Origin of the sequence: Jeotgalibacillus terrae, from assembly GCF_016908195.1 — a bacterium.
In the GTDB taxonomy this organism is placed as follows: domain Bacteria; phylum Bacillota; class Bacilli; order Bacillales; family Jeotgalibacillaceae; genus Jeotgalibacillus; species Jeotgalibacillus terrae.
In genome coordinates this window covers 57,693-81,309 of record NZ_JAFBDK010000007.1, presented here as the reverse complement: position 1 = coordinate 81,309, position 23,617 = coordinate 57,693, and the positions used below count along the sequence as shown (strand labels likewise).

Here is a 23,617-nt window from a genome sequence, read left to right as displayed (position 1 = left end):
GTTGAGCGGTCATGAGAATAAGAACGTTGGCGATAATGATTCTTGGCGGCTTTTTGATTGTAGCAGTTATGTTTATTCAATTTGTCATGACGCCTCTGCAGCTTGAAGAGGCGGATGAGTTTGATAGGCAGGCAGTTGAACGGGATATGGAGCGTGTGAAGAATTATCTTGAGAAAGAGGAAGATGATTTGTCGCATCAGCTGATTGACTGGAGTGCGTGGGATGATACGTATTTTTTTATAAATGACGAGAACCCTGATTACGTTGCCGATAATCTGCAGCCGGATATGATTGCGAATATCCAGGTGCAGACGGTCATCTTACTGGATGAGAATGGTGAATTAGCCTACACGGCAGGTGTGGATCGGGATGATACGCCTTTTCCAATAGATAAGGCGTTTTTATCATCTGTAAAAGAGCAGGGGAATAAAAATCATGTGTTTTATGAGATGCACAATGATGAAATGATGATGGTGGCGTCACATGAGATCACGCGTAACGATTTTTCCGATCCTTCAGGGTTTATGATGATGGGGCGGGTCATTGATGATAGGTACCTGGCTGAATTAAGTGATGCCCTGTCTGTAGATGTGGCTCTGGCATCCGAAGCACGCACAGCTGGCCTGGCTCAGGCAAATAAGGTTGTCAGTGAATATCAACTTGAGAATGTTGGCCGCAGTGATGCAATTACTTTAAGCGTTGGGGCGGACCGTGCTTTTCATGAAGAAAAAGTGACTAACCTGAAAAAGTTCAAAATGATGGCAGCAATTGGCTTCATCTTGATTGCACTCATGATCTATTTTCTGTTCAAGCTGCTGGTGCTCAGCCCGATTGTGAGACTTGCAGCCGCGTTGAGGGCTCACGATCAAACAGTTCCGGTGAAACGAAACAGGTTTTACAGAAATCTCCTTGAAGTAAAACAGCTTGAAAACGAGTTTTTTGGAATGATTCAGGACGTACAGCGTGCAAATGATGATATGACTTTGATGGCTTATCATGACCAGTTAACAGGTCTGAAAAACCGTTTCTATCTCCAAAAGCACTTTGAAGGGTTTGTGACATCTTCAAAAAACAAAAAAGCAGTCATTTTCTTTGATCTAGACGGCTTTAAAAAAGTAAATGATACATGGGGTCATGAAATTGGTGACCTTTTGTTAAAAGAAGTGGCAGTTCGATTAAAGAATTACTTTCCACAGGAACAGGTGCTGATCTCCAGAATTGGCGGAGACGAGTTCATCGCAGTCGTTTCATTTGAGAGAGAAGAAGAACTGTTGGAAGCTGGCAGTGAACTGAAAGAGCTGATCAGCAGAGAATTTATACTGGGATCAGTGAGTGCACACGTCTCAGCAAGTATCGGCATCAGTATCTATCCTGAAGATGGGACAAGGCTGTCAACTTTATTGAAAAAAGCAGACGCTGCGATGTATGAAGCAAAAGCAGGTGGAAAAAACAAAGTGCTGATGTATAAGAAGCTGGTTGAAGCAGGAAAGTATCTGCAGAGTGAACGTCTTAAAGAAGATTCAAAAACAGCCTTAAAAAATAGAGAGCTCTCACTCGTCTTTCAACCGGTTGTGAGCGGGGAGAATGGACATATAATAGGTGCAGAAGCGCTCCTCCGGTGGAAGCATCCGGAAATCGGTCCGATCTCACCTGATCTTTTTATCAGTATGATGGAAGACAATGGCGTGATTCATGAAGTAGGCAAATGGGTGGTGACTGAATCTCTCAAACAATTACATCAGTGGCATAACTTAGGTCACCGTTACCTGAGACTATCAGTGAACTTCTCAAAAAAGCAGCTTCTTCATAAGTACGATTTTCTTGCCCATCTGGATAAACAAATGAAAAAGTACGATATTCCTCCAGCTTCATTTATTCTGGAAATTACTGAAAGTGAAGTATCTTATTATGACAGTGATCTCATGACATTCATACAGGAAGTGCAGCGAAGAGGCATGAAGATCGCGCTTGACGATTTTGGAAAAGGAACAGCTTCACTACACGGTCTGCGCAAATTGCCGGTTGATATTGTTAAAATTGATCGCAGTTTCATGGAAAGTATTCCTCATGAAAAATTCAACACAAGCATGCTGACCGGGATCTATAGCCTGTTAAAACAATTGCAAATTGGAGTTGTAACTGAAGGCGTGGAAAACAAGGAACAATTCTCATTCATTACAGAGCAGAGTAATTCAAACATGCAGGGCTACTACTTTAGTAAGCCTATAAAAGACAGCGAACTTACAGAGATCCTGCTCAACCTCTCTGAAACGGCGGCTGGCAGACTTCCTGAAAATGTTTATCCGTTTCCAAAAAGGGAATCGAACAACTATTAACCTTACAGGAGTGATAAACATGGCTGATAAAGGTATGAGCGACAAAATCAAAGGCGCAGTAAACAAAGTCAAAGGCGAAACAAAAGACCAGGTAGGCAACGCAAAAAACGATCCGAATATGCAGGCAGAAGGTAAAAAAGACAAAACAAAAGGCGATATTCAGGATGGTATTGGCAACTTTAAAAATAACGCGAATAAGTAATGTGTAGGGCTCCTGTGATTGCAGGGGCTTTTGTTATGTGGTGAAAGGAACAGTGCACTTTGGGGACGGAGGTTAGAATGACATGATATGTACACTTGGGGGACACTGTTGAGCCCAACAGGCAGAACGGCTAAACTTTCATCCTGTGTCCCCCAAGTGCACATTTGATGACCACGCAACCTCCGTCCCCAGCATGCACACGCACACAAAAACCCCGGCACATCAGGGACAGAGCCTGCTCTGCCGTTTTATAAAACCTTTCTAAAAGTGGCACACTTAACTCCATCCCTGCTGTGACTCTCATAAAATCTCTATTCCGCCTACTTTAATTCAAAATAAGTTACTTCCGGAGGTGTAGCAAATCTTAGTGGAACATCACTGAATCCAATTCCCGGGTTTACATATAGTCTGTTTCCATTCTGGCCAAAGTCTTTTTCTGTCCAGCCGTCAGCATGTACTTCTTCTCCTTTAAACAAAGTCATGTATGAAAGGGATGCTGATCTGTCCGCCGTGAGTATGGCCGGCTGCTGCAACAGGAGACAGACCGCCCTGAATAGACTGGAAGGCTTCCGGATTATGCATCAGCATAAAGCGTGGGGCATCATCAGGAATTCCTGAAAGTGTTTTTTCAGCGTCTGCTCGACCTGCCCAGGAGGAACCAATTCCGCCTATATAAAGAGACTCTTCATCCGCCTCTCCAACCACTGCTCCGTTGTCAGTCAGATTCAGCACAAGATGTTCATTCTGAAGAACATGGATACCAATTTCCTCAAACCGCTGAGTCATATTTTCAACATAAGCGGTATCCGGCTTATCATCATTTTTCTCCAGAGAGTAATCATGATTACCCATCACAGTCATGACAGGGATATCACTGTCCGCCAGTGGCTGTAACAGCTCAAGCACTTCGTTTAATTCTTTCTCACTGCCTTTTTTAACGTGGTAGACATGATCCCCTGTCAACAGCACAGCAGCAGGATTTCTCTCAATAATCTGATCTACTGCTCTTTCAATGGTCCATGTATTATCCATCCACATACCAACCTGAAAATCCCCGATTACTGCCAGCTCCTGTCCGGCCCAACCCTCAGGAAGACTGGCAATCTCAGCCGGTTCTTCTTCAGTATTAATAAAATATGGCTCAATCAATCCCCATGTAACAACAAAGAGGATGAGAGCCAGTAAGATAATTCCTGTTCTTTTAAGTATTTTCATATGACTGCCCCCTTCTTTTCTGGTTTAGGTGCTTAATACGTATACCCTGTTGCCAGGTGGATATGCATAGCGTGAGAGGAATGAATATTATGCAGTCAGCAGAATGGGGAAAAAGGAGTTAAAATGAGGCATTGCAAATTTTTTCTCTCTGTTGGCACCGTGACCTCTGTTAAAGATATGCATAAGAAAAAAGCTCCTGCTCAAAACAGGAGCTTTTCATATACAATAATCAGCTATTTATAAAAATCAGATATGACGTAACAAAATAAATGACAACCACCAGCAGGGAAGGGAGCATGTACATGAACGCAGAAGATACTCTTTTTCTTAAAACGGCCCAGGTTGCAATTAATGAAAGAATAAAGATCCCGATTGAGGTTGTTAAGTGAGAGGATGAGACGGTTGAGATGATCGCACCATCCCGATAGACCAGATCTGAGCCGGCAATAATAAATAGATTGAAAATGTTACTTCCAAGAATAGAGCCCATCGCCATGTTGATGTTCTTGAGTCGTAATGCAGTAAATACAGCTACTGCTTCAGGAAATGACGTTGCAGCTGCTACAAGAAAGCTTCCGATAAAGCTTGAACCGAGCCCGGTGATCAATGCGATCTGATCACCTGTGATCGACAGCAGTGTACCTGCACCCATGATGACGATCGCTGCAATAGTAAATCTGACTGCAGCTTGTTTAACAGACATCATCATATCTGATGAATCCGGTGTAGTCAGCGGCGGTTTCTCTGGTTGTGTGACAAGCTGATTAGTTTTTGATAATCGACCAAGAATCAGAATTTTCGCAAGGTAGATGACTGCAATGAGCAGTGAATCAATGCCCACCCCGAAAATAGTGTAGTCAATACGGAGCGTTAAGGAAATCATGATGAGAAACGTCAGCAGCAGTCCGATTCCTGCTGTATATAAATGATCATGACTAGCCTGTAAGAAGAGCTGTTTTTTTCTGTAGTAAAGGTCGAAGCAGGAAAGAATAAATACATTAAATAAGTTCGATCCAAGCAGATTTCCGACTGCAATATCATTATTTCCGATCCATACTGCAGAAAAACTCGTTGTTACTTCAGGAAGTGAGGTTGCACCTGCGAGTAAAATCGTACCAACTAATACTCCGCCCATTGATGTTTTCGTGCTGATTACATCTGCATAAGTTGAGAGCTTTAAGGCTGCGTAAACAGTTACAATTGCAGCAAGTGCAAACCAGATAAAGGTCATTTGTTTTTCACCTTTCTGTATAAGATAGCTTTTCACCCGGTGAATTTCACTATTTTCTTTATCCTGCCCAATTTTTCAAAAGATATAGTTGTTAATTTGATGAATGAAAGCTTCTTCACGCATAAAACCCCTGTACGCATTGAGCGTACAGGGGTTCTCATTCAAGGTTATAGATGAGCCTGTTGAACATCCAGACGGACTCTCAAAATCTGATGATTATCCATTTCTTCAACTGTCCATATATGCTTTTCATCACTTGGAATCCGGTCACCTTCTGACACTTCATTCTTCTTATGCAGCACCCAGCCGGCGATCGTATCAACGTCTTCAGCACCTTCAAACTGGGCGCCGAATCTTTCCTCAAGCTCATCAAGCAGGACACGACCGTTTACACAATAGGCCAGGTCACTGATTTCTTCAATGTCATTGCGCTCGTCTTCATCGAATTCGTCCCGGATCTCACCAACGATTTCTTCGAGGATATCCTCAAGTGTCAGCAAGCCGGATGTTCCGCCATGTTCATCGATAATGAGTGCCATATGAACGCGTTCGAGCTGCATTTTCAGCATTGCATCCTGAAGTGGTGTCTGCTCAGGAAGCAGCACGATCTCATGAAGCGTATCTGCAATTTGATGTGAACGCTCACGTACGATATTTGTCAGCATTTCCTTTACATTAATAAAGCCAATGATATGGTCTTTATCATTATCGGTCGTTACAGGAAAACGCGTGTATTCGTGTTCATCAATAATGCTGAGTATTTCATCGGTTGTCATGTTGATATCAAGGGTTTCCATCTGTACACGGGGTACCATGATATCTTTTGCTACACTCTCGTCAAAAGCAAAAATATTTTCCATAAATGAAAGCTCAGTTTCATTGATTTCACCGCTCTTGAAACTTTGTGCCATAATGATTTTCAGCTCTTCTTCTGAGTGTGCCTGCTCGTGTCCCGCCGGCTGCACACCAAATGCGCGCAGTAACAGACGTGCTGAACCATTCAATGTCCAGATCGCAGGGAACATGATTTTACCAAACCAATAGAGCGGACGGGCAAGCAGCAGTGTCATTCTTTCAGCAAATTGAATCGCAAGCGTCTTAGGTGCAAGTTCACCGATTACCACGTGTAAAAACGTCACCAGTGCGAACGCTACAGCGAATGATACAATGGTAGACATCGCAGCAGGTACACCGAAGCTGTCAAACACAGGGTGCAGAATCTTTTCAACAGTCGGCTCACCAAGCCAGCCAAGTCCAAGTGCAGTCACGGTTATACCGAGCTGACACGCTGATAAATAATAATCCAGATCTGTCACCAGTTTTTTCACAATCGGCGCTGTCTTATTTCCTTCAGCAATCAGCTGGTCCACGCGCGACATTCTCACTTTCACTACCGCAAACTCAGACCCTACGAAAAAGGCCGTCAATCCAATCAATACAGCTACAAGAACAAGATTTAAAATCAATATACTGTCCAATAAATTCCCCTGAAAAAGGGGATTCACCTCCGAATTTTTTAACTGAGTAATGTTGTCATCAGCTGAAGCAGCGGGATCATTTTCAACTGAATTTCTTCTTTTATATAATGTTTATCTTCAGGGGTGGCAGTTTCAAATTCCTCTTTGAGCGATAAAATCTTCTGCTCCAGATAAACAATCTCCGCGTTCACTTCTTCGAGTGCCGGGCTTTTAGAAACAGGCTTCACTTCCAAAAATGCCTTAATCTCATCCAAAGTCATCCGTCGATCCTTAAGAAGCTGAATCTCCTTCAGTGTCTCCAGTACAGACTCCGGATATAACCGGTAATTCGAATCCGACCGCTCAAAAGCCAAAAGCCCCATCTGTGTATAATAATCAATCGTCCGGGTTGAAAGCCCACTGCGCTTCGCAACCGTTCCAATCCGTATTAGCGCCTTCCCAAAATACTCATCGTCCTCTCGCAAGTCAAAGTAAGAAAAGTATACAGTGTAACGTGATGGTTTGGCAAGGTTTGTTGGGTGTACACAGTGGGGACGGAGGTTAGAGTAACACGAAATGTACAGGCAGGGGACAGGGTTGAGTACTTTTAGATTTATAGGCATTATTGTGTCCCCGTTGTGTACAGGAGAGGGTAACTTAACCTCCGTCCCCGGTATGTACATACCTAAAAATATAGTCATCAATCAATGGCAAAAAGGAGAGGTAGCATGAATCAGCAGCATAGAAGACAGTTCTTACGAGGGCTGAAAGAGTTTGAGAAGGATATAAAGAGACGGGAGATTGCGGCTGATCCTGATGGTCCTCTTGAGGAATTGATGATGTCATTAACGAAGAGTGAGTTAGATGATGTTCGGCAGACATTAGATATTTTGTGAGAAATGAGATCGAAATAAACGTTATTCTGAACACGCTTTTTGAAGAATTTGAACCTCCGACCAAAAAAGAGGTTGCTGTTGTTGCTGACTTGTTAATTACCTATATGAATCATACAACCCGCTGGACTTTAAAAGGCAAAAAACCTTCAGATCTTTCGGGAACACCACCTGCGCCTTCAAATGTTGTTAACTTTACGAAAAGAAAAGAACAACAGCCTATGAAAGCAGGACGAAACGACCCTTGCGCTTGCGGAAACGGGAAAAAATATAAGAAATGCTGCGGCAAATAAAATATGCAGCACAGCAGGGACAGAGCCTGCTGTGCTATTTTTTTATGAAGAAAAAAACATGCTGCAACACCGTTATACTTCCTTATTCATCTCCCAGCACATCTTCAACCTGGGAACTGAATTCTTCATCTGTCATTGGCATACCGTGACCTGTCAGCAGCAGTTTAGGCTTCAGGTCGCGGATAATCCTGATAGATTGTCCCGCGAGCACCTGGTCTTGAGTAAGGTAATCGGGTGGTCCGTCTAATTCTTTCTTTTGAGTTAATACATTGAATAATGATTCCTGTTTAACTGTAATAAGTGCGTCTCCTGCGATCATGATTTTACTTGAATGATGGTAATAGGAGACGTGTCCTGGTGTATGTCCTGGCGTATGAATCCAGTGCCATCCTGGCAGGTGCTCGAGTTCATGGTCTTCAGGCAAAACATTGATTTGCCCGCTGATATCAATTCCTTCATTCGGAAAGAGGTAAGGAGAGAGTTTTACGACCATTCCTCTGCCTGCGTTAGGATCAGGTTCCGGATAGTTAAGCTGACCAGTGAGATAAGGGAATTCTTCCGTGTGAGCATAGACAGGCACATCCCAAGCTTTGATCAGTGTCTCGAGGCTGCCGATATGGTCGAAGTGTCCGTGTGTCAGGTAAATGGCTTTTGGGCGTGCACCTTTTCCAAAAAGTTTTTCGGCCTGTTCAATAATCTGTTCAGCAGATGAAGGCATGCCCGCATCGATCAGCACCCAGTTTCCCGGATCGGCTTCAGCTTTTACGAAAAATAGATTCACAACCTGATTTGTATATTGATGAATGCCTGGTGCGGCTTCAATCAGCTTGCCGGATTTAACAGACGTAACTGGTATTTTCCTGTCCATTTTGCATTCTCCTTTAATAGAAAGTTTTGGCTTCCATCTATCATTTTCCCGTCTCGCCATGACAAAAACTCAAATTTCAAAAAAAGTAAAATACAGGATAATGTGTCCAAGTTCTACTGCTTCATTTGTTTCACTTCATCTTAAGACGGTATGGGCTGAAGTAAGGTTTGTATAGGGCTGAAGTGGGGAATTTAATGTGCACTGTAGGGACGGAGGTGAAAGTGTCATGAGATGACACTTTCACCTCCGTCCCCAGCATGACCATATAACAGGGAGAAAGAGGAAAATCATCATGAACTCAACCGGATTATCTGAACAAAAGCTTAAAGAAGCAGTCAGCCTCATTCGTAAAGCGGCTGATTTTCAGGAGAGCTTAAAGACCACTGTGTTTGCAGATCATGTAATGGACCGTTCGATTCCGGTTGTATGGTTTGGCCGCCGCAGTCCGGGTTCGCTGGTGACGATTGGTACGAACCCTTCTTCAAAGGAGTTTGTGGCGACTGACGGGAGTCTACTTGCTGATGAGAAGTCACGTTTTTTTGTGAGGGAAGAGGGTGTCAGTCTGTATCAATACCGGAGTAATGAACAGGCGCTCTTTGAGACGATTCAACACTATCAGACTTATTTTGAGCGGGATACGGTTTATAGCGGATGGTTCGGTAAACGCGATGGTGCAAAACTAGAAGGCTTTTTGAATGGACTTGGTTATTCGTTCTATAAGGACGTGGATCTAAGACCTGTTGTACATATAGATTTCTTTCCTATACCAACTTTAAAGCAGATGGGACAGATCAGAGGCAGGGAATCAGTGACGGGTTCACCTGAAGTCAGATCGTTGTTATCTGACACAATTCGATTTTTATCGCCAGGTAAGATTCTGATACTAGGCAAAGAGCACTGCGAACGATTTCAACGGTTTTATCCGGCAAATGAGCTTGGGGTTGTGAATGAAATTGAAGGATATCCGGCTGCTTATTTTCAAACCGGCTATAGTGAGGAGTTTGGCGCTGAAGTGATTGGTCTGCACTTCAAACCATCTGAGCAATTTCTGGCGCTTGGCGGGGGAGCGGACAGCAACGGTCTGAGTCATGGGAGCTATGGAGGCAGAAATGCAATCAGACAGATTGGAGAGGCGGTTAGAAAAAAGATCGAACTACGTAGTTAGATTTTCCGCTGCCATCAATCCAACCGCAAACACGATCAGTCCGCTTAAGACGAAATAAGCGTAAGCCGATTTGTTACCACGTTCCTTATCTGCATATAATTCGACTCCAGTCGTAAGCGACATCAGGGCGATCAAAAGCATGATAAGTGATTCTGGCAATAGCCAGCCTTTCCCGAAAATCAAGAATCCGACATTCACAAGACCAATGGCCGCAGCAATTTTAGCTGCAAGCTGTAAAACCTTCATTTACTATTTATCCTTCCTTTTCATTTTATTCTAGCAATTATATCATAATATGGAAAATTGCACATGCGCATGTTTAGCATGTCACAAACAGGGAACTTCTTGTATATACAAATAACGGGAGGTTTTACAATGAAGAGGTTAGAGAATAAAACAGCCATTATCACAGGAGCCGCTACCGGTATCGGTGAAGCTACCGCTCATGTATTTGCAGAGCAGGGCGCTGTGACAGTGCTTGCTGATGTGAATAAAGACAAGCTTGATCAGGTTGTGAGTGAGATCAAAAATAACGGTGGACAGGCTGTTGCTTATGAAGTGGATGTATCTGATGAAAATAGTGTTCAGGCATTTGCTGATCAGATAAAAGAGCAGTATCAGACTGTGGATGTACTGTTTAATAATGCAGGTGTGGATCAGCAGGGCGGCAAGGTGCATGAGTATCCGATTGAATTATTTGACCGCATTATTGCAGTGGACCTGCGCGGAACATTTCTGATGAGTAAGTTCATGATTCCGCTGATGCTTGATAACGGTGGCTCAATTATTAATAATGGATCGATGTCAGGACATGCGGCAGATCTCGACCGGTCAGGATATAACGCGGCAAAAGGCGGTATTATCAACTTTACAAAAGCAACAGCGATTGATTATGCCCGTAACGGCATACGTGTGAATTCTATCTCGCCTGGAACAATTGAGACACCATTAGTTGATGAATTAGTAGGTTCAAAACAGGAAAAAATGGGTGAAGCCTTCCGTGAAGCCAATAAGTGGATTACCCCGCTTGGCAGACTTGGACATCCGCGCGAGATGGCAACTGTCGCATTGTTCCTTGCTTCAGATGACAGCTCGTATGTTACTGGTGAGGACATTAAAGCAGATGGTGGTATTCTTGCATACACATGGCCGGGTAAAATGCTGATTGAGCAGGATGAGTGGAAAAAAGATACAGAGTAATTGAGTGAGCATCATTCCGGTTATTGGAGTGGTGCTTTTTTATGTGCACTGACGGAACGGAGGTTAAAGTGTCATCCGCGACTCGCTCACCAGCAAAAAAGGGTATACCAATATCAGGAGGTGATCCCATGGCTACACGCTGGATTTTTGGGAATCAATTGTGTCATGAGCTGCCGATTATAAAGGAGGCAGACCAGGAGCAGGATGTGTTTTTGATGATTGAAGCTTATTCGCGTTCGGCCTGGCAGAATTATCATAAGCAAAAGTTAGTACTGGTTTTCTCTGCTATGAGACATTTTGCGGCTGAGCTTAAGGATAAAGGATTTCGTGTGGACTACCGGGAAGCAGATTCTTTTGAGGATGCTTGGAAAGAGCATGTGAAGAATTTTAATCCTGATCAGGTTTACTATACCGTGCATAGTGATTACCGTATGACGCAGGCGATGAAGAAATGGGAGAAGTCGCTGTCCGGCATCGATGTTGAAGTGCTGGATGCCCGGCCGCTTTTTTTACTGTCTGTTGAGGAAATAAAGAGTGAATTAAAGGGCGACGGTCCATGGAAGATGGATCCCTTTTACAGAAGAATGCGTAAGCGTTTTGACATTCTGACAGAAGACGGTGATCCGGTTGGTGGGAAATGGTCATTTGATCAGGAAAATCGCAAATCTGCCAAGGAAAACATCACATTTACAAAAGCACGGTCGTTCAGGCCGGATGATATCACAAAGCAGGTAATGAAAAAGGTGGAAGAACAGTTCGCCGGCAATCCGGGTGAGCTGGAGCCATTCAGATAGCCGGTTACGCGAAAAGAAGCACTGCAGGCACTGAATCAATTTATGAAAGAGAGACTTGAAACCTTTGGAACCTATCAGGATGCCATGCTTGAAGGCAATGACTTCATGTCCCATTCACTGTTGTCATCTTCAATCAATATTGGCTTACTGACACCAATGGAAGTGGTCAGAAAAGCAGAGGAGGCCTATCACAATGGAGAGGTGCCGATTAATTCTGCGGAAGGGTTTATCCGGCAGCTGATTGGCTGGCGTGAGTATATGCGGGGAATTTATCTGAAGAAGATGCCCGACTATCGCGACACCAATACATTTGATCATCAGCGCGACCTGCCCGTATTTTTCTGGGATGCTAAAACATATATGAATTGCATGCATGAGGCGATCAGGCCGGTTGTCGAGCATGGCTATAACCATCATATCCAGCGCCTTATGGTGATTGGGAACTACGCCACTCTATTTGGGCTGTCGCCACAGCAGACCTCAGACTGGTTCAATGAAATGTATATAGATGCCTATGACTGGGTTGTGCTGCCTAACGTTCTGGGGATGGCACTCTATGCAGATGGGGGGTCTGCTATCTACTAAACCATATATTGCTTCCGGCAAGTACATCAATAAGATGAGTAACTACTGCAGTTCATGCAAATACAACGTTAACCATCAGACTGAAGAAGACGCCTGTCCATTTAACTCATTATACTGGCATTTTCTGGACCGCCATGCAGAGCAGCTTGGCAACAATCACCGTTTGGGACTGGTTTATAAACAGTGGCAGAAGCGGGATCCAGGTAAGAAAAGAGCAATTTTAGAGAAGGGGGAGCGGGTGCTGAAGGGGGATGCATAAATGATTCTAGCGTCCCACCAGCTTCTGCAGACCCAAAACACATCCGATGTTTTGTGATTCGAAAGTTGTGGGTAATTACATAAGACTAAAAGCACAATTTTCGGAGGTATACATGAAAAGCTTAAATGGAAACAGGTTGATGCTTATTTTTAACCTGATTACGATTTTAATTGGTGTCATTGTCTGGGGTCTTCACGAGTTTTTTCAACTGAATCAGTCAGCTGCGCAATTGCTCAGGTCCGGTGGAAGAAACACTTCTGATCAACTTGTGTTCTTTGCGATTGGCAGTTTGACGTTGATTACGTATACTGCAGCTGTTGTTCAATATAGGAAAGATGAAAATCATATTCTATTTAAGATATTTGTAACACTGTCTCTCACTTTAGGCTCCATGTTTATTATTGCTGCAGGAGACGGATGGGTTGAGTATCATTTTTCAATTTTCATGGTAATTGCTTTGATTGCCTATTTTACTTCTGTCTCGATGATTATACTCAGTACAGCCATTTTTGCGGCGCACCATCTTGTCGGTTACTTCCTCTATCCAGTTCTGCTGTGCGGAACGACTGATTACGGATTTGCGCTGCTGCTGATTCATGCGGTGTTTCTGATCCTGACTTCAGCTGCGAACATCGCCCTGGTGGTCAGTAAGAATCAGCATGCAAAAATGCATCAGGAAGAGAAGCAGGAGAGTGACCGATACTTTTCACAGATTATCAGTCAGCTGTCAGATAGTGTACAGGCTATGAAGGAGGTCTCATCAGGCGTAGTTGCAGGTTCTGAGCAGTCTCAGAAGGTAAATCATGAAACTGCTTCAGCTCTGCAAAACTGGCAGGAGGACGCAGAGAGTCTGTATCTTCAGAATCAAAAAGGTCTCCAGGAAATCCAGAATCTGAACAAAATCTCAGAAACACTTGAAAAACAGGCATCTGAATGGAAGCAGCAGACATCTATCGCTGCAGAAGAAGTAGAGAATGGACAAACACTGATTGCCAACACATCTGACAAGTTCCGTCATGTCTCAGAACTGTCTGGAAATATGGAAAATGAACTGAATCAGTTCGAATCGGAGTTCAACCGGATCACAAGCTTTACAGGCATGATCAAATCAATTACTGACCAGACTAACCTGCTTGCACTCAATGCTTCGATTGAAGCAGCGAGAGCAGGTGAAAGTGGAAAAGGATTTGCAGTGGTGGCTGCTGAAGTCAGAAAGCTTGCCGGTGATTCTGACCGGACAGCTGATCAAATTGACGAAGCAGTAAAAGAGATCATGAGCAGAATGGCGCACGTTAAAACAGCTGCCGGTGAGGAGAGGGCGCTGATTACTGAAAGTGAAAAGGATATGCTTCAGACAAATGAGGCGTTCACACAGATTCAGCAGACTTCTATGAAGATTCAGCATAGTATTGCAGGTATCATCGCACTATCAGAACAGATTGCCGGCCAGGAATCGATCATACGTTCAACACTGGAGCACTCAATCATTACTGCTGAAAAAGGAAACATGCTTTCTGAAGAACTGGCATCAATGTCAGAAGAACAGCTCGCTTCAGCAACTGATTCCCTCACGCTTGCCAGACAGCTTGAAGAGATGACAGGTGGCCTTGACCAGTTATCAAAAGAAATCAAAGCCTTCACTGCATAATTCATTTTATGAGCTCCCAGGTTACCGTCTGTTGAAACAGGGGTATAATGAATGAAAGAACCATTATGCCTGATTAGAAAAAGGGGAACTCTTATGTCCGAAACAATTGAAAGTTTAAAAGAAGAGATTGTGAAGCTGAATCAAAAAGTTGAGCGATATGAATCATATATAAAGGAATTATCTGCACCAATTATTCCATCTATTGTGCCACATACCATTCTCGTGCCGCTGACTGGCGGTTTAACTGAGGAGCGGTTTGAACATGTGGTTGAAACGATCGTAAGGTTCCTTGAGGACGGAGAAGTAGAAAATGTACTGATTGATTTGACAGGGACGAATATTAACCATGTTGATGTCTCGGATTATCAGCTGATTGCTGCTAAGATGAAGGACCTCGTTGGCGCTGTTAAGCTGATGGGAGCTAAAACGATTTTCGTCGGTTTTTCTCCTCTTTTTGCAAGGGAAATGGTACTTTCAGGTGTACTGAAAGACATCCGGATCCAATCATTTTCAACCTTCAGAAGTGCATTGCAGCATCTCATGAAAACAAATGGCTATGAAATGAAGCCCGTTTAAAAATCCTGCATGCTGTCAATCAGCATGCAGGATTTTTTCACATTAATAATATTAAACTTGATGCCATCACGATCATACCTGCGACCATTCCGTACATCGCATGGTGCGCTTTTCCGTATTCGCGCGCCGCAGGTAAAAGGCCGTCAAGCGAGATGAAAACCATGATGCCTCCAACTGCTGAGAACACGAGTCCGAACATTGTATCCGTAAGAAACGGCATTAGAATCAAAAAGCCGATCAATGCTCCCGCCGGTTCAGCCAGCCCTGATAAAAATGACAGCTTAAAAGCTTTTCTTCGTGAGCCGGTTGCGTAATAAATCGGTACCGATACAGCAATCCCCTCAGGAATATTATGCAGTGCAATGGCAATCGCAATGGCAAGACCAACAGCCGGATCGTCGAGTGCTGAGATAAACGTTGCCAGACCCTCAGGAAAGTTATGAATAGCGATCGCAAGCGCCATGAATACACCCATTTTCCGTAACCGTAAAGCTGCACTCTTACTGAGGGTGGCTTTTTTCGTCGCTTTTGCTGCAACAGTCTCACCGCCTTCAGGATCTTGAGCAGACTCTACAAATTTGGATTCATGCGGGTTTCCGACAGTCGGGATTAATTTATCAATCAAACCGATTAAAAGCATGCCGGAAAAGAATGCAATCACTGTAAATAATGTCCCGGGCTGATCTCCGTGTACCGCAGTTAATTCAGCTAGCGCTTTAGGGAAGATCTCGATGAACGAAACATAAATCATTACACCAGCTGAAAAACCAAGCGCAATCGATAAAAACGCTGTATTCGTCCGCTTCGCAAAAAAAGCAAACATACTGCCCACACCAGTTGCGAGTCCCGCAAACAACGTCAGCAAAAACGCATATAAAACTGCACCATCCATCAAGCATTCTCCTTTAGATTAAAATCATTCTAATGACACTATATGATAAAATTTTGCTTAGTGCAACTTTTTTGTGAGGGATTAATAAACGTTGCTTTGACTAAAAGCGGTATAGCGGGGACGGAGGTTAAAGTGTACTGAGATGATACTTTAACCTCCGTCCCCAATGTGCACATAAATTAAGCCTGCATGCCATCCCGGCACACAGGCTTTCAAAAAGTAATCCTAAGGCTTCAACACAACCTTAATGCATTCATCTTCATGATCATTAAAAATCTGGTAGGCTTCTTCTGCCTGATCCATCTTCATGCGGTGCGTGACGATTTCGGTTGGGTCAAATTCGCCGTTTTGGATCATGTCAAAGAGTCTTGGCATGTAATGTACAACAGGAGCCTGTCCCATTTTGATTTCTATGTTGCGCTCGAACATGTTGCCAAGCGGAAAGCCGTGATACATTGAACCGTAGACGCCAGTCAGCTGCATCGTTCCGAACTTCCGGATGGCTTTCATACCGATTTCAATGGCGCTGATTGTTCCGCCTGTAAGACTGAGCTTCTGACCAATCTCCTCAACTGCTGATTTCTTACCATCCATTCCAACACAGTCAATGACGATGTCGACGCCACCCTGCGTTATTTCTCTGATATGTTCACCTGCATCTTCAAAGTTATCAAAGTTCACGACTTCAACGTTATTCATTTTTTGTGCTTTGAATAATCTGTAAGAAAGGTTATCTACTGCAATGACACGGCTTGCACCTTTCATCCAGGCAAATTTCTGTGCCATCAGGCCGATCGGGCCGCACCCGAGGACTGCCACTGTACTTCCCTTTTTAACACCTGCATTTTCAACGCTCCAAAGCGCTGTTGGCAGGACATCAGACATGAAAAGCAGTGCTTCATCTTCAAGTTCAACTGATTCAGGAATTTTCAGCGGCATAAAATTACCATAAGGAACGCGCAGGTATTCAGCCTGACCGCCCGGATGGTTTCCATAACGCTCTGTAAATCCGAAGTAACCGCCTGTATCAAGTGACGGGTTCGGATTGGAGTTATCACACTGACTTTCATAATCGTTTTTACAGAAGTAGCATTCACCGCATGAAATATTGAACGGAATCACGACGCGGTCCCCTTTTTGTACGCTTGTTACTTCAGGACCGACTTCTTCAACGATTCCCATCGGTTCATGACCGATGACGTAATCCTTATGAGCAGGGAGAGCTCCCTGATAAATGTGCAGATCTGACCCGCATATGGCGGTTGATGTAATCCGGACTAAAATATCATCTCTTTCCTGCAGCTTGGCATCCGGTACTTCTTTTACTTTCATCTTCTTCGTTCCCTGAAACGTGACTGCTTTCATGTTAAAACCTCCAGAATTTGATGAAATGGGCCGTGGCAGAATTAAAAACGAGTCTATTTCCAGATTTACCCGTTCTGCAGAATTGAAAACTGATTATTGAAAAAACCGCTTATAATGGTATGATTTACCTGTATAGATCAGGATAAAAAACGGGGGATTTGAAGAAAAAAATCGGTAGAACGCTGCAAACGATCGGCGGTGTTGTTGCGACTGTGATTGGACCTTTCCTGCAGTTGAATTCGGACTTTACCTTACATAGAGTGTTACAGATTGCGCTGCTGGGCCTGCTGATCACATATGGAGGTTCACTTCTTACGAAAGATGATAAGAATATGGAGCTCCCTGCCATCGTTCTTTTACTATCCGGTTTAGCAGGGTTCGTATACTTTGATGCATTATGGTTTTTGATCGCTATGTTTATCTCAGCAGCCGGAATCAGCGGCATACTATATCTGATGAACAGGGACCAGCAACAGGAGCACACCACTGCTGAACAGCATTCAAACATGTAACCTGCTCTAAAGTCAGTTAAAATAGTAGGTAATACATTGGTTGAAAGGGATGTGCTTATGGAACCAAAGCGAATTGTGGCAATGTGCGGCAGCTTACGCAAAGATTCTCTCAATCGCAAGCTGTTAAATGAAATCATCAAGCAATCAGAAGGAAAGTGGCATGTAAAAGAAGCGGAAATCGGGAAACTTCCATTATTTAATGAAGATATTGAAGCAGCGGGAGACCCGGAGTCAGTGAAATCGTTCCGCAAAAAATTAAAGGAAGCAGACGGTGTGCTCATTGTGACACCTGAGTATAACGCAGGAATGCCTGGTGGTTTGAAAAATGCACTTGACTGGGCTTCGCGTTCACCGGAAGAATTTTCAATTAAGAACCTGCCAGTTGCAATTGCCGGCGCGTCAAACGGCAACGTCGGAACTGCACTCTCACAAATGCAACTGCGTCAGACTCTGACCAACATGAACGCCAACATCATGACTAATCCCAAAATCATCGCCAGCCGCTACCAGACCAAAATAGACCCTGAAACCGGCCGGCTGACAGACGAAAGCACAGCAAAGCAGATTGATAAATTTATTGAGAGTTTTAGCCGGTTTGTGACGGTGTTTGGGGAGTAGGTCATGACACTTCACCTCCGTCCCCAATGTGCTGCCACCTCAACTCACTGTTTCCACCATTAAAAATTCGGGTATAGAAAAAACAGTCAACGGTTTAAGGACCATGACGACATCACCTTTTTGCTAGATTTTGGCCTCCCATCGTCCATTGGGAGGTCTTTTTTATATGATTTCATTCATTTTTGCTCCTATTGACATTGGATGATGTTAGGAGTAATTTTACTTCAAGATGATGGGATGGAATCGAGGGTCAATCATGAAAATGAAAAGGGTGCAGTTATCGCCGCCGCAGTTTTTGATGGCGGGTTTTGGGATAACGATTTTGATTGGAACGCTGCTGTTGATGCTGCCGCTGTCGACAGCTGACGGGATTTCATGGATGGATGCATTTTTTACGGCCACTTCAGCTACAACGGTGACGGGTCTAGTAACAGTGGATACAGGTACAGTGTTTACGCTTTTTGGAGAAGCGGTGATTATGATCTTGATTCAAATCGGCGGACTGGGATTTATGACTTTTGCCGTTCTGGTGATTCTTTTTCTGAGAAAAAAGATAACGCTGAAAGAGAGGCTGCTGATTCAGGAGGCACTGAGTCAGACGTCTATTGGTGGTATTGTACGGCTGGTTTTATCATTATTTATCTTCTCACTGATTATAGAGCTTGCAGGGGTCATTTTGCTTGCCACGGTGTGGGTGCCGGAATATGGATGGGCAGAGGGGCTGCACGTCAGCCTGTTCCACTCAATTTCTGCTTTTAACAACGCGGGTTTCTCGCTGTGGCCGGATAATCTGATGGGCTATGTGGGAGATCCTGTGATCAATCTGGTTATTACAGGGCTATTTATATTAGGTGGACTCGGTTTTACTGTGCTTGTGGATGTGTATCGTAAGCCTCAGTTCAAAAAGCTGACGCTTCATTCAAAGCTGATGATCATCGGAACACTGGTTATCAATGTGATTGCGTTACTGTTTATCTTTTTCTCTGAATATAGTAATACCGCAACGATTGGGAATCTGCCTTTATCAGATAAGCTTTGGGCCTCTTACTTTCAAGGGGTCACAACTAGAACAGCGGGCTTTAATTCTGTCGATATCGGGAGTATGGAAGAGTCGTCAGTATTATTTATGATGGTGCTGATGTTTATCGGTGCCGGCAGTGGTTCAACCGGGAGTGGAATAAAGCTGACGACGGCCATTATTATTATTTTGACGTTTGTGACTTACCTGCAGAATAAAAGCGAGGTCTCAGTGTTTGGACGGACGATTCGGAATAACATTGTCATGCGTGCTTTTGCGATTACATTTGCAGGCTTTATTACGATTTTTATGTGTTTGCTTGGACTGACAATCACGGATCCTGAACTGCTATTTTTAGAAGTAGCATTCGAGGTGTTTTCTGCATTCGGCACTGTCGGACTATCGATGGGGATCACTGCAGATCTGAGTGCACCGGGAAAACTGATCATCATCATCCTAATGTTTCTTGGGAGAGTCGGCCCGATTACACTTGCCTTTTCTTTAGCAGCAATCAAGCCGGATAAGGTGCGTTATGCAAAAGAAGATGTGTATACAGGTTAAAAAAAGAGACAAAACTGTTAAACGGTTTTGTCTCTTCTGAATAATGATTCCGCAGGTTCTTCGATCAGTACAGAAGCTTTTGGAAAGGTGACTGTAATGGTGGTTCCCCAGCCCGTTTTGCTGTTTACCTTAACTTCACCGCTGTTTTCTTTGATAAGTTTGAAGCAGACTGCCATACCGATGCCTGTTCCTTTTTCTTTAGTTGTGTAGTAAGGTTCACCGATTCTTGAAAGTCGTGATTTCATGATGCCCTTGCCGTTATCGATGATTCTGATTCTGATATGTTTACCGTCACTGTCAACTTTCATTTTTATTTTACTTTCGGGTGACGTGGCTTCAAGGCTGTTTTTGATAAAGTTGATCATGATCTGCTTAAAGTGGGATTTCTGAATATCTATCAGGCCATTGTCTGTTAAAAGGTTTTCGATTGATATAAATTTGTTTTCCCTGATCGAAACAGACTGATAGAGAAAGTGAATGTTTTCGAGCTCCTCAATTACATTGATAATTTCACTTTGCCCTTCATGCTCGCTTTTGGCCTCCGGGCGGGCAAGCAAAAGCAGCTCTTTCAGTACTTCTACGATCCGGTCGATTTCATCGAGAATAATATTTTCAAGCTTCGGATCTTCTGATTTTTCTTTCGCAAGCTGGATCAGTCCTCTTACAGTAGTTAGAGGATTGCGGATCTCATGGGCAATACTTGCTGCGAGCTCGCCAACGACCTTGGACTTTTCAGAGTCGAGCAGAAGTTGCTCATTTTGCTTTTGTTCAGTGTAGTCTACTCCAATAAAAAGTGTATAAGATTCCCGGTTATCAAGTTCAAGTGTTTCATAGCCCCATTTAATGTAACGGATCTCACCTGAGCGAGTCAGCATCTTGTCTTCAGCAGTGTTAAGTTCGCGTATAGAAAGAAGTGTCGAAAGGTTCTGCTGTGTCATCTGTTCTTTAGAGATCGACAGCAGCCGGCAGATTGAATCGTTCAGCCTGATAATATGGTTATTTTTATCAATGACTGCCAGATAGTTTGGATTAATATCCATAATTTTTTCAAGGAGTGTGCGCTGCTGTGACAGGTTTGAATTGGCCTTAAGCAGCATGACAGACTGCATGCGCACGTAGCTTAAAAAAAGCAAAATGGCAATAATAATTGAATTAAAGCTTGAAAAATATAGTGGGAGCGGGCTGAAAGCGCTCAGTATACCATTGAAAAAAATAAATACTGCGCCGATACTGATCTGTAAATGAAAAATCCGGACAGAACGGCTTTTAATCCGACTTGCCGCAACTACAAAGAGAATGGTATTCGTGATAACAAGCAGCGTATTGATCGTAAATGTTACATTCAGCGCACCGTAAAGCGGCATCAGGTGTTCTGGAGAATACATACCGTCCTGAACAAATTCATAACCGTTGATTCCGGCGCTTGTAAAATTAATCACATATACCGACAGACTGAATCCGAGCAGCAGGAAAAATCCTCTGAGTTTAAATATCTTCTTATAAGCTGCCAGTTCACTATTTTGTTTTACCATCACAATGCCAAGATAGTACATAATCGGCATAAGAAATACCGGACCGGCTCTGAACAGTCTGAATAACCAGTCAATGACAGTTAAAGAAAAGACGTCCTGACTGTATAAGACTGCAATGCCCATTTGCCAGAAAGAAATTAATAATAGAAAGACAGAAAACGATTTTGTATTTACAGATTTTGAGTAAAATAATAGCGAAATCGCCAGGAATAATGGAATTGTAGCTAGTGCCATCAGTAAAAAGAACGCCATGAAAGGGGTCTTCCTTTCTTCAATTCAATGTGCGGAGAATAAGCCCACAGTACTAATGTCTAATTTTAGCAAATGAATGCCCATTTGCACACCGCGAATGTCCTTGTTTCTAAAAAAGCATGAGGCGGGTTGTAACGATCTTGAGGAGGGCTTCAGCTAAAGTGATTCGACCTCGTGTTGAGGAGGAATCCAGTGCGGCTTCGCGAAGCCCCAGGCCTCAGTTGCAGCGTTTTGGGCAGCAGTCGTCGTATTTTTCTTCTCAGCTGTAAGATACGCCCGGTTTTGTTGCACTAAAATGGCTCGCAGGTGTAGTGAAATCCCGATTGTTTGCATTGACATTCATCATTGTTGCAGGACCACACAGATCACCATCGCAATCCTGCACTTAATCAACAAAAAAAGAGCCTCGAGAGACTCTTTTTCGTTACATATTCTCTTTTGCAGTTTTCGTATGTGCCGGCTTTTCGGGATCGCGCTGCGGTTCAATGTCCTGTCCCTGCTCTTTTTTCATGCGCTGTTCAACGGAATCATTTTTTGTCTCATCATTCATCACAATCACCCTCCTGTAAAAATATCTTTCCCATTTTTTAAAAAAGTATGATTTATGTGTTAAGGTGAGGGCGGTTTGGGGAATAAATAATGATGTGACAAAATTTGCTTGAGTGGCAGGACGAGAGGATGAGCAACATTTCTAAAAGGTTGAAGTGCAGTGGCTGCAATCAACACATGAAGCTCTATGATGAATTCATCATCAAAGCTGAACGTCCGAAGGATAAAAACGGATCTAAAACGCTTTATGAGCCACTTTGCAGAGATTGTATGACTGCCATGAGAGTCGGCAGGTTAAAGAGAAATTGAGAAGCAGGCAGATGCCTGCTTTATTTTTATGGGATGAGCCACTTAAAAGCCTCCGGAAATGTTTCTCTCCATGTACTTTCACGGTGTTTACCGCCTTCGATGACATCAAAACGCAGCCGTTCCTCAGGAAAGCCGTTTGACAGAAGTGCTTCATGAATCTTTTTCACATCATTCACCAGCAGCTCTGCACCACTCGGGCTTTTATCTTCTTTATCGCCAATATTAAGATAAACCTTCGCAAGTGCACTCAGATCAGTTTCCCCGATCAGATCCTTAAGGGTGTTTTCATCCTGCCAGACCATCAGTGAGAAAGCCATGACTTTGCCGAAGACATCCGGATGTGCAACGCCTGCATAGAGTGAAATATACGCGCCAAAAGAACTTCCGCCAATCGCTGTATGTTCAGGCTCAGGACGTGTTTTGAACTCTTTATCAATCCAGGGTTTCAATGTCTCAGTCAGGAAAGCCAGATAGTCTTTCCCTTTGCCGCCAAAGTGATGTTCAAGGTTAATATGTACATTATATTCATTGTTACGTTCTGTCTCGCCGTGGTCAATTGCCACCACAATCGCTTCATATGAGTCACTCTGACTGGCCAGCTTCTCAAGCGATTCATCAACGCCCCATTCTTGACCATTTGAAGTGGCCTCATCAAAAACGTTTTGTCCATCATGCATATATAACACAGGATAACGTTTATCACCTTCTTCATAGCCTGGTGGAAGGTAGATCGATATATTTTTTGTGGTGTTTAATTGCGGGACATCCATGTCTTTTAAGATTCTTACATCACCTGAAATCGTATGCTCCTCAGGCGTATCATATATATTCTGCCATTTGTCTGCTTTCATCCTGCGGCCCCTCTCAATATGCTAATCTGATCGTAACATATATGTCCTTCCCTGCTTGTTTATTTGTAAACAAAAATTGTCGATTATTGAATCTTTTGGTTGTTCCGGCCGTATATAAAAGTAAGGAGCTGATCATATGGAACAGACAAATACTCAATCCATCGTTTCGCTGACCCTTGGTATTCTCTCCATTATGGTACCGGGATTAGGAATTTTACTGGGGATCGGTGGGATTATTACAGCTAACATCTCAATGAAACAGATATCAGTAACTGAAGAAGGCGGTAAAGGCCTGGCGATTTCAGGTATGATCTGCAGTATTGTAGGGATTATTGTTCAGGGATTCTCGATTCTGATTTGGATCTTCTTTTTTGGCCTGGCGTTTTTAGGGGCTTAAAATGGGGGAGCGTTTGAAGAAATCTGGAAACTTTAAAGA

Annotated in this window: 28 protein-coding genes; 16 read left to right on the top strand and 12 right to left on the bottom strand. The window is 43.4% G+C overall.

Going from position 1 to position 23,617, the window contains the following annotated elements; genetic code table 11:
• Window positions 1–11: 11 nt before the first annotated feature.
• Window positions 12–2,336, top strand: a complete 2,325-nt coding sequence (locus JOD21_RS08745) for a bifunctional diguanylate cyclase/phosphodiesterase (protein WP_204729242.1) — start codon at window positions 12–14, stop codon at window positions 2,334–2,336.
• A gap of 19 nt (window positions 2,337–2,355) precedes the next feature.
• A complete protein-coding gene (locus JOD21_RS08740; RefSeq protein ID WP_041123648.1) occupies window positions 2,356–2,538 on the top strand; it encodes a CsbD family protein in 183 nt (60 codons plus the stop codon).
• A 320-nt stretch (window positions 2,539–2,858) separates the two neighbouring features.
• Here JOD21_RS08740 and JOD21_RS08735 read toward each other — a convergent pair whose 3' ends face one another.
• The 5 genes from JOD21_RS08735 to JOD21_RS08715 form a co-directional block, all read right to left on the bottom strand.
• Complete coding sequence (locus tag JOD21_RS08735) at window positions 2,859–3,020, bottom strand: hypothetical protein (RefSeq protein ID WP_204729241.1); 162 nt, start codon at window positions 3,018–3,020, stop codon at window positions 2,859–2,861.
• On the bottom strand, window positions 3,007–3,753 hold the full coding sequence (locus tag JOD21_RS08730) for a metallophosphoesterase (protein ID WP_204729240.1): 747 nt from the start codon (window positions 3,751–3,753) through the stop codon (window positions 3,007–3,009). The genes JOD21_RS08735 and JOD21_RS08730 overlap by 14 nt, the downstream gene beginning before the upstream one ends.
• A 229-nt stretch (window positions 3,754–3,982) precedes the next feature.
• A complete protein-coding gene (locus JOD21_RS08725) occupies window positions 3,983–4,984 on the bottom strand; it encodes a sodium:calcium antiporter (RefSeq protein WP_204729239.1) in 1,002 nt (333 codons plus the stop codon).
• A 167-nt stretch (window positions 4,985–5,151) separates the two neighbouring features.
• Window positions 5,152–6,462, bottom strand: a complete 1,311-nt coding sequence (locus JOD21_RS08720) for a hemolysin family protein (RefSeq protein WP_204729238.1) — start codon at window positions 6,460–6,462, stop codon at window positions 5,152–5,154.
• A gap of 38 nt (window positions 6,463–6,500) precedes the next feature.
• A complete protein-coding gene (locus JOD21_RS08715; RefSeq protein WP_204729237.1) occupies window positions 6,501–7,064 on the bottom strand; it encodes a MerR family transcriptional regulator in 564 nt (187 codons plus the stop codon).
• 105 nt (window positions 7,065–7,169) lie between these two features.
• On the opposite strand from JOD21_RS08715, the gene JOD21_RS08710 reads away from it, so the two are divergent.
• The gene (locus JOD21_RS08710) at window positions 7,170–7,337 is read left to right on the top strand and encodes a hypothetical protein (protein WP_204729236.1); all 168 of its coding nucleotides are present in this window, start codon (window positions 7,170–7,172) and stop codon (window positions 7,335–7,337) included.
• The gene (locus tag JOD21_RS19345) at window positions 7,334–7,627 is read left to right on the top strand and encodes an SEC-C metal-binding domain-containing protein (protein ID WP_239581509.1); all 294 of its coding nucleotides are present in this window, start codon (window positions 7,334–7,336) and stop codon (window positions 7,625–7,627) included. Before JOD21_RS08710 ends, JOD21_RS19345 begins: the two co-directional genes overlap by 4 nt.
• An 82-nt stretch (window positions 7,628–7,709) precedes the next feature.
• On the opposite strand, the gene JOD21_RS08700 is transcribed toward JOD21_RS19345, so the two are convergent.
• On the bottom strand, window positions 7,710–8,495 hold the full coding sequence (locus tag JOD21_RS08700) for an MBL fold metallo-hydrolase (protein ID WP_204729235.1): 786 nt from the start codon (window positions 8,493–8,495) through the stop codon (window positions 7,710–7,712).
• A gap of 292 nt (window positions 8,496–8,787) precedes the next feature.
• Between JOD21_RS08700 and JOD21_RS08695 the strand changes: the two genes are divergently transcribed.
• On the top strand, window positions 8,788–9,660 hold the full coding sequence (locus JOD21_RS08695) for a hypothetical protein (protein ID WP_204729234.1): 873 nt from the start codon (window positions 8,788–8,790) through the stop codon (window positions 9,658–9,660).
• Here the strand turns inward: JOD21_RS08695 and JOD21_RS08690 are convergent.
• Window positions 9,649–9,906: a hypothetical protein gene (locus JOD21_RS08690; protein WP_204729233.1), complete on the bottom strand. Its 258-nt coding sequence runs from the start codon at window positions 9,904–9,906 to the stop codon at window positions 9,649–9,651. The two genes, JOD21_RS08695 and JOD21_RS08690, sit on opposite strands and share 12 nt — an antisense overlap.
• Window positions 9,907–10,035: 129 nt before the next feature.
• On the opposite strand from JOD21_RS08690, the gene JOD21_RS08685 reads away from it, so the two are divergent.
• The 6 genes from JOD21_RS08685 to JOD21_RS08670 all read left to right on the top strand — a co-directional run bounded on the left by JOD21_RS08685 (window position 10,036) and on the right by JOD21_RS08670 (window position 14,722).
• Window positions 10,036–10,860 carry an SDR family oxidoreductase gene (locus tag JOD21_RS08685; protein ID WP_204729232.1) on the top strand — a complete coding sequence of 275 codons (825 nt, stop codon included), beginning with the start codon at window positions 10,036–10,038 and terminating at the stop codon, window positions 10,858–10,860.
• A gap of 128 nt (window positions 10,861–10,988) precedes the next feature.
• The gene (locus tag JOD21_RS19340; RefSeq protein WP_239581508.1) at window positions 10,989–11,654 is read left to right on the top strand and encodes a cryptochrome/photolyase family protein; all 666 of its coding nucleotides are present in this window, start codon (window positions 10,989–10,991) and stop codon (window positions 11,652–11,654) included.
• Between the two features lie 42 nt (window positions 11,655–11,696).
• Complete coding sequence (locus tag JOD21_RS19335; RefSeq protein WP_239581507.1) at window positions 11,697–12,239, top strand: cryptochrome/photolyase family protein; 543 nt, start codon at window positions 11,697–11,699, stop codon at window positions 12,237–12,239.
• Window positions 12,211–12,498, top strand: a complete 288-nt coding sequence (locus JOD21_RS19330; protein ID WP_239581506.1) for a hypothetical protein — start codon at window positions 12,211–12,213, stop codon at window positions 12,496–12,498. Before JOD21_RS19335 ends, JOD21_RS19330 begins: the two co-directional genes overlap by 29 nt.
• 112 nt (window positions 12,499–12,610) lie before the next feature.
• The gene (locus JOD21_RS08675) at window positions 12,611–14,146 is read left to right on the top strand and encodes a methyl-accepting chemotaxis protein (protein ID WP_204729231.1); all 1,536 of its coding nucleotides are present in this window, start codon (window positions 12,611–12,613) and stop codon (window positions 14,144–14,146) included.
• 93 nt (window positions 14,147–14,239) lie between these two features.
• Complete coding sequence (locus tag JOD21_RS08670; protein ID WP_204729230.1) at window positions 14,240–14,722, top strand: STAS domain-containing protein; 483 nt, start codon at window positions 14,240–14,242, stop codon at window positions 14,720–14,722.
• Between the two features lie 37 nt (window positions 14,723–14,759).
• Here the strand turns inward: JOD21_RS08670 and zupT are convergent, their stop codons facing one another.
• Together zupT and JOD21_RS08660 are read right to left on the bottom strand one after the other, a co-directional pair.
• On the bottom strand, window positions 14,760–15,614 hold the full coding sequence (gene zupT / locus JOD21_RS08665; RefSeq protein ID WP_204729229.1) for a zinc transporter ZupT: 855 nt from the start codon (window positions 15,612–15,614) through the stop codon (window positions 14,760–14,762).
• Between the two features lie 225 nt (window positions 15,615–15,839).
• A complete protein-coding gene (locus JOD21_RS08660) occupies window positions 15,840–16,979 on the bottom strand; it encodes a zinc-dependent alcohol dehydrogenase (protein ID WP_041123637.1) in 1,140 nt (379 codons plus the stop codon).
• Window positions 16,980–17,137: 158 nt separating this feature from the next.
• On the opposite strand from JOD21_RS08660, the gene JOD21_RS08655 reads away from it, so the two are divergent.
• The 3 genes from JOD21_RS08655 to JOD21_RS08645 all read left to right on the top strand — a co-directional run bounded on the left by JOD21_RS08655 (window position 17,138) and on the right by JOD21_RS08645 (window position 19,688).
• The gene (locus JOD21_RS08655) at window positions 17,138–17,491 is read left to right on the top strand and encodes a hypothetical protein (RefSeq protein ID WP_204729228.1); all 354 of its coding nucleotides are present in this window, start codon (window positions 17,138–17,140) and stop codon (window positions 17,489–17,491) included.
• A gap of 57 nt (window positions 17,492–17,548) precedes the next feature.
• On the top strand, window positions 17,549–18,109 hold the full coding sequence (locus JOD21_RS08650; protein WP_204729227.1) for an NADPH-dependent FMN reductase: 561 nt from the start codon (window positions 17,549–17,551) through the stop codon (window positions 18,107–18,109).
• A gap of 256 nt (window positions 18,110–18,365) precedes the next feature.
• A complete protein-coding gene (locus JOD21_RS08645; RefSeq protein ID WP_204729226.1) occupies window positions 18,366–19,688 on the top strand; it encodes a TrkH family potassium uptake protein in 1,323 nt (440 codons plus the stop codon).
• Between the two features lie 17 nt (window positions 19,689–19,705).
• Here JOD21_RS08645 and JOD21_RS08640 read toward each other — a convergent pair whose 3' ends face one another.
• Complete coding sequence (locus JOD21_RS08640) at window positions 19,706–21,472, bottom strand: sensor histidine kinase (RefSeq protein WP_204729225.1); 1,767 nt, start codon at window positions 21,470–21,472, stop codon at window positions 19,706–19,708.
• A 424-nt stretch (window positions 21,473–21,896) separates the two neighbouring features.
• The gene (locus JOD21_RS08635; RefSeq protein ID WP_204729224.1) at window positions 21,897–22,022 is read right to left on the bottom strand and encodes a 3-methyladenine DNA glycosylase; all 126 of its coding nucleotides are present in this window, start codon (window positions 22,020–22,022) and stop codon (window positions 21,897–21,899) included.
• A gap of 128 nt (window positions 22,023–22,150) precedes the next feature.
• Between JOD21_RS08635 and JOD21_RS08630 the strand changes: the two genes are divergently transcribed.
• Entirely contained in the window at window positions 22,151–22,330 is a 180-nt protein-coding gene (locus JOD21_RS08630; RefSeq protein ID WP_204729223.1) for a hypothetical protein, read from the top strand.
• Window positions 22,331–22,356: 26 nt separating this feature from the next.
• Here JOD21_RS08630 and JOD21_RS08625 read toward each other — a convergent pair whose 3' ends face one another.
• Entirely contained in the window at window positions 22,357–23,181 is an 825-nt protein-coding gene (locus JOD21_RS08625) for an alpha/beta hydrolase (protein ID WP_204729222.1), read from the bottom strand.
• Window positions 23,182–23,317: 136 nt separating this feature from the next.
• On the opposite strand from JOD21_RS08625, the gene JOD21_RS08620 reads away from it, so the two are divergent.
• The gene (locus JOD21_RS08620) at window positions 23,318–23,578 is read left to right on the top strand and encodes a DUF4190 domain-containing protein (protein WP_204729221.1); all 261 of its coding nucleotides are present in this window, start codon (window positions 23,318–23,320) and stop codon (window positions 23,576–23,578) included.
• Window positions 23,579–23,617 lie beyond the last annotated feature (39 nt).